Genomic DNA, 6,118 nt, shown 5'->3' with positions numbered 1-6,118 from the left:
GGCCCCCGCGCCTCCGGCCCAAGCGGAACAGGCACCCGACGTCGACGCCGAACTCGACGCCCTGCTGGCCTCGCTCGGCGCGTCGGCCGCGCCCTCGGGCGACGCGCCTGCCGCGGAAGCCGACGCCATCGACCCGGAACTCGCGGCGCTGCTGGCCGGTTTGTAAGTTCGCCCAGTACGTTGCGACCAGACACGCACGATTCCTCGGCCGTGCAGCGGCCGCACGGCATCGCGTGACGGTTCACTCCTTCTTCGGTTGGGCGGCCTCGGCTTCGCGCAATCGCTGCACTTTCGATTTCGAGCCTTCCGCCAGGTTCACCTGCGTGCTCCAGTTCGAGCGGGTCTTACGGGTACAGTGCGGTGATGAGCGACGTGCGGGCCGGCATGCAAATGGGCGAGGAAGTGTAGCAAGCGTCGAAAATCATCCCCTCGGCGGCGATCGAATCGAGGTTCGGCGTCCGAACCTGCTTGTTCTCCCAACTCAGGTAGCGAGGGCTCCACTGGTCGCACAAAATCACCAGCACGTCGGACTTGTCAGCGGCCGCAACAGGAGCAACGTTCGCCGGCACGAGTGCGAGTAAGGCGAGCGCCATGAAGCAAAGTCGAATCGAACGAAGCATGACAGGTTCCTCGGCGGGCGCAAATCAAAAGACTTGTATCGAACGGTTCGGCGGCGTTTGCCATCCTAACATCGCCGCCGCAAGCACGGCGACTGGCTCCACTTTCGCGATGGGAAAACCGGCCGGCGGGCCATGCTCTGCATTCGAAATACCCAGACTTGGAACAGAAGCACGCAAAGGGCGCGAAGAAGGTTCGAATCAGGTGAGCTAACCACGCCGCTGTTGCACTTCCGAGTTTGGGATTAGTGTCCGATTAGTGAAGATCAGTGTTCCACCTCCGAATTCCGTCCCGTTTCCCTCCGCGTTTGGAATTTCCGTCTGCTTTCCTTGGGATTTGGAACTTGGAATTTCGCCGCACCCGGCGCATCGCGAGCATTCTCACCTGCCCATCACCCACCGTAAAATGGCCCGACGAGTCTGAGGCAATTCAAGCCGACGCTTTCGGTCATCCACCCCATGAAACCCGCCCTCTATCAAAGCATCGACGACTTCGACTCCTGGATCGGGAGTCAGTCGGCACCCGATATCGCCGGCCCGGGCATCCGCTTGGTTCAAACGTCGTTGGGCCCGACCGCCTGCATCGAAGTAATTTCCGCTCCCTCGTTCACCAACCGTTTTGACGGCGAACATTCGTGCTTCACTCGCCCAGGTTGGTTGGAAATCAGGTTGGATCGTACGCTTCGCGAGCAGCACGAGACAGTCCATCAAGTGGTCATAAAAAAGTATCGCAGCATGGCCTTGGTGGTGAAGGGGGAGCGGCTCCGGCAGTGGCATTATGTCGGCGAGGCGCAGCTGAGCAGTTCCGGTGGTGCTAACGGCGTCCGTTCCCAATACAGCTATCGGCTTGCCGAGGCGCTTCCGCGGAATTTGTGGGTGGCCTTGGGCGGTTTCGAAAACTGGCTGTTGAGCATCGAAAAAACGGAGTATCGAAACCTGACGGCGGAGCAATGCCTCGAGTTGATTGCGACCCGGTGGACGACCGACAAAAAAGAATTCGTGGTCGAGCGGTACGAAGGGGACTCGTTGATGGGGTTATCTGATGACGCCGATCGTTGCGTTCTCTATCACTGCCGGGATGACGACGTCGAGAACATGTCGTTCCATCCGGATTTGCGCGGCGACCCCGAGGAGCTGTTCACGTTCGGAGAGAACGACGTCCAAGCTCGCCACGTCATCACCCGAAGCATGGCGCTCGAATGCGTCCGGCATTTTCTGGCGACTGGCGGAGAACCGGGCCCCTTGCTCCAGACGCCGGGCACTTGAGCATCGAGCCGTCAGTCCGCCATGCCCGTCGGACGTCGCGCTCCAAACCGGGTCTCAAGCCACGTAGTGGCGGCGCATGCTAGCCCATGGTGCGAACCATGGGTTCACGTACCGACAACGCCCCGAAAAGCCCCAGCGGGGCGACGCATTAGGGAACCCGAGAAGAGCGTCCGATTCACGGTGCGGCCCACCCCGCGCCGCGATCCCAAGCCCCCGAAGCGGGGCGCAAGGGTGTAGCCCGGTGCGTAAGCACCGGGTAACGAGTGAGGCGCACGCTCCATAGCCCCCGAATTCATCCGACTCTGAGTTTCGCTTCAAATAGGGCACTACGGACGAGCTTAGCCTTCTCGTAATTCCGCGGCCTTCCGATCCCATTCGGCCGCCTTGCTTTCGTCGCCCATTTTTCGATACGCCTCCGCCAGAGTTGCGATACATAACGCGTCATTCCAATCGGACAATTCGCATGCGTCGTTAGCGAGATGAACGGCCCGTTCAGGATCGCTCATCGCTTCGTGCGGGGATCGCAGCAGTGCGCGGGCCAGTGCGTTCAACGTATAGTAGTCCGACGGATTTACCTTCCTGGCGGCTTCGAGGTCGGCGACCGATTCCTGCCATTGTCCGAGTTTTTGTCGCACGAGAGAGCGGCTGTAGAGCGCCTTGAAGTTTGCGGCATCCAGACTGATCGCGGCACTGAAATCGGCAAGAGCGGCAGCGGGATTCCCGGTCATGTCGTACGCAACCCCGCGCTGGTAATGCAGCGTCGAATGGGGCCGTTTTTCAATCAAGTAGCTCGTCAACTCCAGGGCGTCATCGAAGCGCTCGGCGGAAACGACCGCCTTGGCGATATACGCGGCCTTCTCCGGATATTTGTCGACCATCTTGATGTAGGTCGGAGGCTCCGCACCGTAATCTAACAGCAGCTGGTAAAGCGACGTGTTCTCCCGGTTTCGGTCTTTTAAAAACTCCAGGCAGTTTCTGGGTGTCGACGCCCAAGTAAGGAACATCGCGTTGGGGTCGGCCTTTTGTTCCAAAAGGAGCCTCGCCATCGCTTCATGCCCCTCGCTGACCGCGTGGAACAACGCGGTCTTCGGCATCGGAGAGTCGTCGGTTTTTTCCAAGTCGGCGCCAAGTTCGATGAGAAGTTTCGCGGCTTCGATTTGATTCGCGGCGGCTGCGGCGCACAAAGCGGTGCCGGTTGGAAATTTAACCGCGTCAATATCCACGCCTAATTCAACTTGATGTCGAATCACATCGAGTTTGCCTTCTTCAGCGGCTGCGATCAGTTGCTTCGGATCCGGCGTCGCGAGATACTCGCGATGTTGCGGGATCATCGTTTCCGATTTGAAAGCCTCGAAGTTCGGATGGATGGTGGTTCTTGGCGAGGGCGGCGGCTCTTGCCCCTCCGCACTCGTCAGGTGGACAACGGCCAGCCGTCCCGTTCCGTCGAGAATCTCGAAGAGCGTATGGTACAAGCTGCCGCTGTGACCACGCACGCGCACCGGCAATCCGTACAGGACATGCTCGGGTCCGACCGCGGCCTGCAATTGATTCAAGAAATCCTCGTGGTAGCCCTCGGATTCCTCGTCCGTCGTAAACCACGGATCGAGGAATTCGGAATCATGCTTTCCGTACTCCATAACGGCTCCAATGAATTCGTCGCGCGAGCAAAGAGTCGTCATTCGACTCCGGCGATCTACGCTTCGGGACGACCGGGTGCGGAAAGTTGAAGAGCCTACGATGGGCTGCGTCGTTGCCAACGGAACTCCTTGACGAACAGCCTCGGCGTTATCGTACCATCCCGCTCGACGTTGAACCCCTCATGCTCTAAAGCAGCACGCAGACTTCTTGCCCATCCTGCGTTCATGGCGCGGATCCCTGCGTCCGCAACTCGTGTTTGATGAATTGATCGGTTTCGTTTTCGAGACGTCGTCGAAGATACCAGTCGGCACCGGACACGAGAGCAACCCAATTCACGCTTTCGTAAAGAACCGTTTTGATAATGCCGAAACTCTCGGGGAATTCCATTCTGACGCCGCCTGCTGGAAATTCAGCTTCGTTGTCGCAATCAAGTGTTTTCGTGTGATAGGCGTTGATCGTGTCAAAAACTCCACAGAAGACCGCAAATTGGGAAACTCGTTCGGCGCAAGGATAGACCCGACTACCCAAAATAGAATCAACGGGCGGATCGTCGGATTCAATTGATGTAAGCGGGATTCCCCATTTGGCGACGAGCATTCCGTTGAATACGCTTTCGGAACGAATGATTAGTCGTCCATCTTGAATTACCAAGCGGTTCATCGGGGTGGTAAATGCGCGGTCGGACCAGAGATTGATGAAACGAGCAAACCGCATATGCCATTCGACCAAAGCGTCGGGGAGCATAATGCGAAGGCGGGCTTCCGTTTCCAAGATCGTCCGAGAGTAATCGATGGGCGGGCAGTCGACGCGATGCCAAAATCGTGCGAAAGCCGCTAGACGTTCCCAGCAGTCCGCGCGGTCGGTTGGAATGGTTGTAAATAACGGCGAATATTGATTCAAATCGGTTAACCCGGAAAACGTTATTGACCACCTGCATGGCGGCAGGTCAGACGTTGATCTCAATGTGATTCTATTTGACGAAGCGTTCCGGTGTAGCGTCTGGTTCGGCCGCGGCTTTTGGCAAGTTAGGGCAGTCTCCAGATTCGCAGATGCCCGTCGTCGGCGCCGGTGACGACCGTTGTGTTGCCCAAGATCGACAGGCAAGAAATCGACTTGCCATGGTTATTGAACGTGGCGATTGCGGTGTGCGAGGCCAGATCCCAGACCTTCGCGCCGTCACCGCCGGCCGAGATTGCCAGTCGGCCGTCCATGGTGATGCCGAGGGCTCGGATTTCCTTGCGATGGCCTGACAGTGTCGCTAGCAACTTGGCCTTGTGGATGTCCCACAGGCAGATCGTCTTGTCTCGACTTGCCGTCAACGCTCGTTTGCCATCGGGAAGCACGGCCAGGCCTTGCACGTAGCCGGTGTGAGTTCCAATCACGTGGATTTCGGCGCCGTTTCTCAGATCGAACAGCCGGACGGTCTTATCGTTGCCGGCCGTGATGCAGTGTTTGCCGTCGAGTGTGATTGCGACTTTGCCCGAGAAACTGGTCTTGAGTTTCACGTCCCAGCGGGTGTTGCCGGTATGGAAGTCGACACATACCAAGTGTTTTTCCCAGGTGCCAAACACAAGTGTCTTTCGATCAGGCGTGATCGCGACCGAACTAACGATTCCTTGGGGACTGATCACCGTCCGCACGCAGCGAGTCCCTTCGGAGGTCCAGACGGCAACGGCATCGTAGACTCCGCCAACGACCTGTTTCGAGTCGATGCATGCCAAAGCCCAGCAAACGCCGCCTGAATTGGGCGATGTCGCGTCGACGAACCTTCCTTCATGTACGCCGGTGGTCGCGTCGAAAATCGTAGGCGAACCAAAACCGGCCGCCAGGATCTTACTGCCGTCGTCGTTGAAAGTGACTGAGTTTGGCCAGCCACGCGCGTTGACGGCGAGGATTTCCGGGCACGATGGGATCGTCGCGTTTTTTGGCATGTTTGGGGATTTGGCAAATGCCGAACTAGTGATTAGGTTGAATTCGCCTGAATAGCGAGCATCCCCCAATTGAGAGTTACCGCTTCAGGGAACTGAGGCTTGGGCTCGGCTTCAGCTAGGCAGCTTACTGGTTCCTGGAGCCGTTTCTCAGCTCGTTTACGGATGCTTCGCATCGGATGTCCCCTCGACGGAGCGAGAGGACTACTTTGGCGGCTGAGACAGCCGCGGCTACATTTTTGGGGATTCGACGGCGGTTGCCGTTAGGTGGATTCGGCGGGTTCGTAGGCGGTCGTTTACGCGCTCGTAGTCGATGGAGATTCCCATCGTTTGTAGGGCCGGGGCGAGGCGCTTGAGGTGCCCGCCAATTGCTTGCGGCGTGCGGGGCCATTTGCGACCGGATTCCGCCTTGCTCAGGGAGAGAAGCAACTCCGCCGCGGTTCCTTGCCAGGTTTCCCGGTCTTGCATCAGGTCGGCGACCGCGATCGCCACCGGGTCGCTTTCAATTACTTCCGTCGCCAGTTTCTGATTTTGCCTCAAATAGATCGCCAGGGCGCTATTGTCCGTGTTGTCCGCATTGTCCTGTATAGCGTTTTGCGCGTTTTGGTTGTCCGCATCGGCGGTTTGCTTGTCCGCAAGGTTGTCCGCAATCAGGGGTGAGGGGGGAGG

The 6,118-nt window shown here is 58.2% G+C and carries 7 protein-coding genes; 2 read left to right on the top strand and 5 right to left on the bottom strand.

What is annotated here, in order from left to right:
• Positions 1-344: 344 nt before the first annotated feature.
• A complete protein-coding gene (locus SGJ19_06465) occupies positions 345-620 on the bottom strand; it encodes a sulfatase-like hydrolase/transferase (GenBank protein ID MDZ4779876.1) in 276 nt (91 codons plus the stop codon).
• 456 nt (positions 621-1,076) lie between these two features.
• On the opposite strand from SGJ19_06465, the gene SGJ19_06460 reads away from it, so the two are divergent.
• Positions 1,077-1,883: a hypothetical protein gene (locus SGJ19_06460; GenBank protein MDZ4779875.1), complete on the top strand. Its 807-nt coding sequence runs from the start codon at positions 1,077-1,079 to the stop codon at positions 1,881-1,883.
• 338 nt (positions 1,884-2,221) lie between these two features.
• Here SGJ19_06460 and SGJ19_06455 read toward each other — a convergent pair whose 3' ends face one another.
• Positions 2,222-3,214 (bottom strand): ankyrin repeat domain-containing protein, encoded by a 993-nt coding sequence (locus SGJ19_06455; GenBank protein MDZ4779874.1) that lies wholly within the window; start codon positions 3,212-3,214, stop codon positions 2,222-2,224.
• Between the two features lie 84 nt (positions 3,215-3,298).
• Between SGJ19_06455 and SGJ19_06450 the strand changes: the two genes are divergently transcribed.
• Positions 3,299-3,610, top strand: a complete 312-nt coding sequence (locus tag SGJ19_06450; protein MDZ4779873.1) for a hypothetical protein — start codon at positions 3,299-3,301, stop codon at positions 3,608-3,610.
• Positions 3,611-3,743: 133 nt separating this feature from the next.
• Here the strand turns inward: SGJ19_06450 and SGJ19_06445 are convergent, their stop codons facing one another.
• From SGJ19_06445 to SGJ19_06435, 3 genes are all read right to left on the bottom strand, one after another.
• Positions 3,744-4,421, bottom strand: coding sequence for a hypothetical protein (locus tag SGJ19_06445; protein MDZ4779872.1), 678 nt, complete (start codon positions 4,419-4,421; stop codon positions 3,744-3,746).
• Between the two features lie 125 nt (positions 4,422-4,546).
• Positions 4,547-5,452 carry a WD40 repeat domain-containing protein gene (locus SGJ19_06440; protein MDZ4779871.1) on the bottom strand — a complete coding sequence of 302 codons (906 nt, stop codon included), beginning with the start codon at positions 5,450-5,452 and terminating at the stop codon, positions 4,547-4,549.
• Positions 5,453-5,680: 228 nt separating this feature from the next.
• Positions 5,681-6,118 (bottom strand): hypothetical protein (locus SGJ19_06435; GenBank protein MDZ4779870.1); only part of this gene is annotated, 438 nt, incomplete at its 5' end.

The sequence above is a fragment of the Planctomycetia bacterium genome (genome assembly GCA_034440135.1).
Taxonomy (GTDB): Bacteria; Planctomycetota; Planctomycetia; order Pirellulales; family JALHLM01; genus JALHLM01.
Note: the sequence above shows the minus strand (reverse complement) of the source record. Positions and strands in the feature narration are given on the sequence as shown.

What these genes read in the sequence shown, in the direction of transcription:
- SGJ19_06455 (MDZ4779874.1), bottom strand. Translation starts at nt 3,214, where the DNA reads ATGATCCCGCAACATCGCGAGTATCTCGCGACGCCGGATCCGAAGCAA.
- SGJ19_06460 (MDZ4779875.1), top strand. Translation starts at nt 1,077, where the DNA reads ATGAAACCCGCCCTCTATCAAAGCATCGACGACTTCGACTCCTGGATC.
- SGJ19_06465 (MDZ4779876.1), bottom strand. Translation starts at nt 620, where the DNA reads ATGCTTCGTTCGATTCGACTTTGCTTCATGGCGCTCGCCTTACTCGCA.
- SGJ19_06440 (MDZ4779871.1), bottom strand. Translation starts at nt 5,452, where the DNA reads ATGCCAAAAAACGCGACGATCCCATCGTGCCCGGAAATCCTCGCCGTC.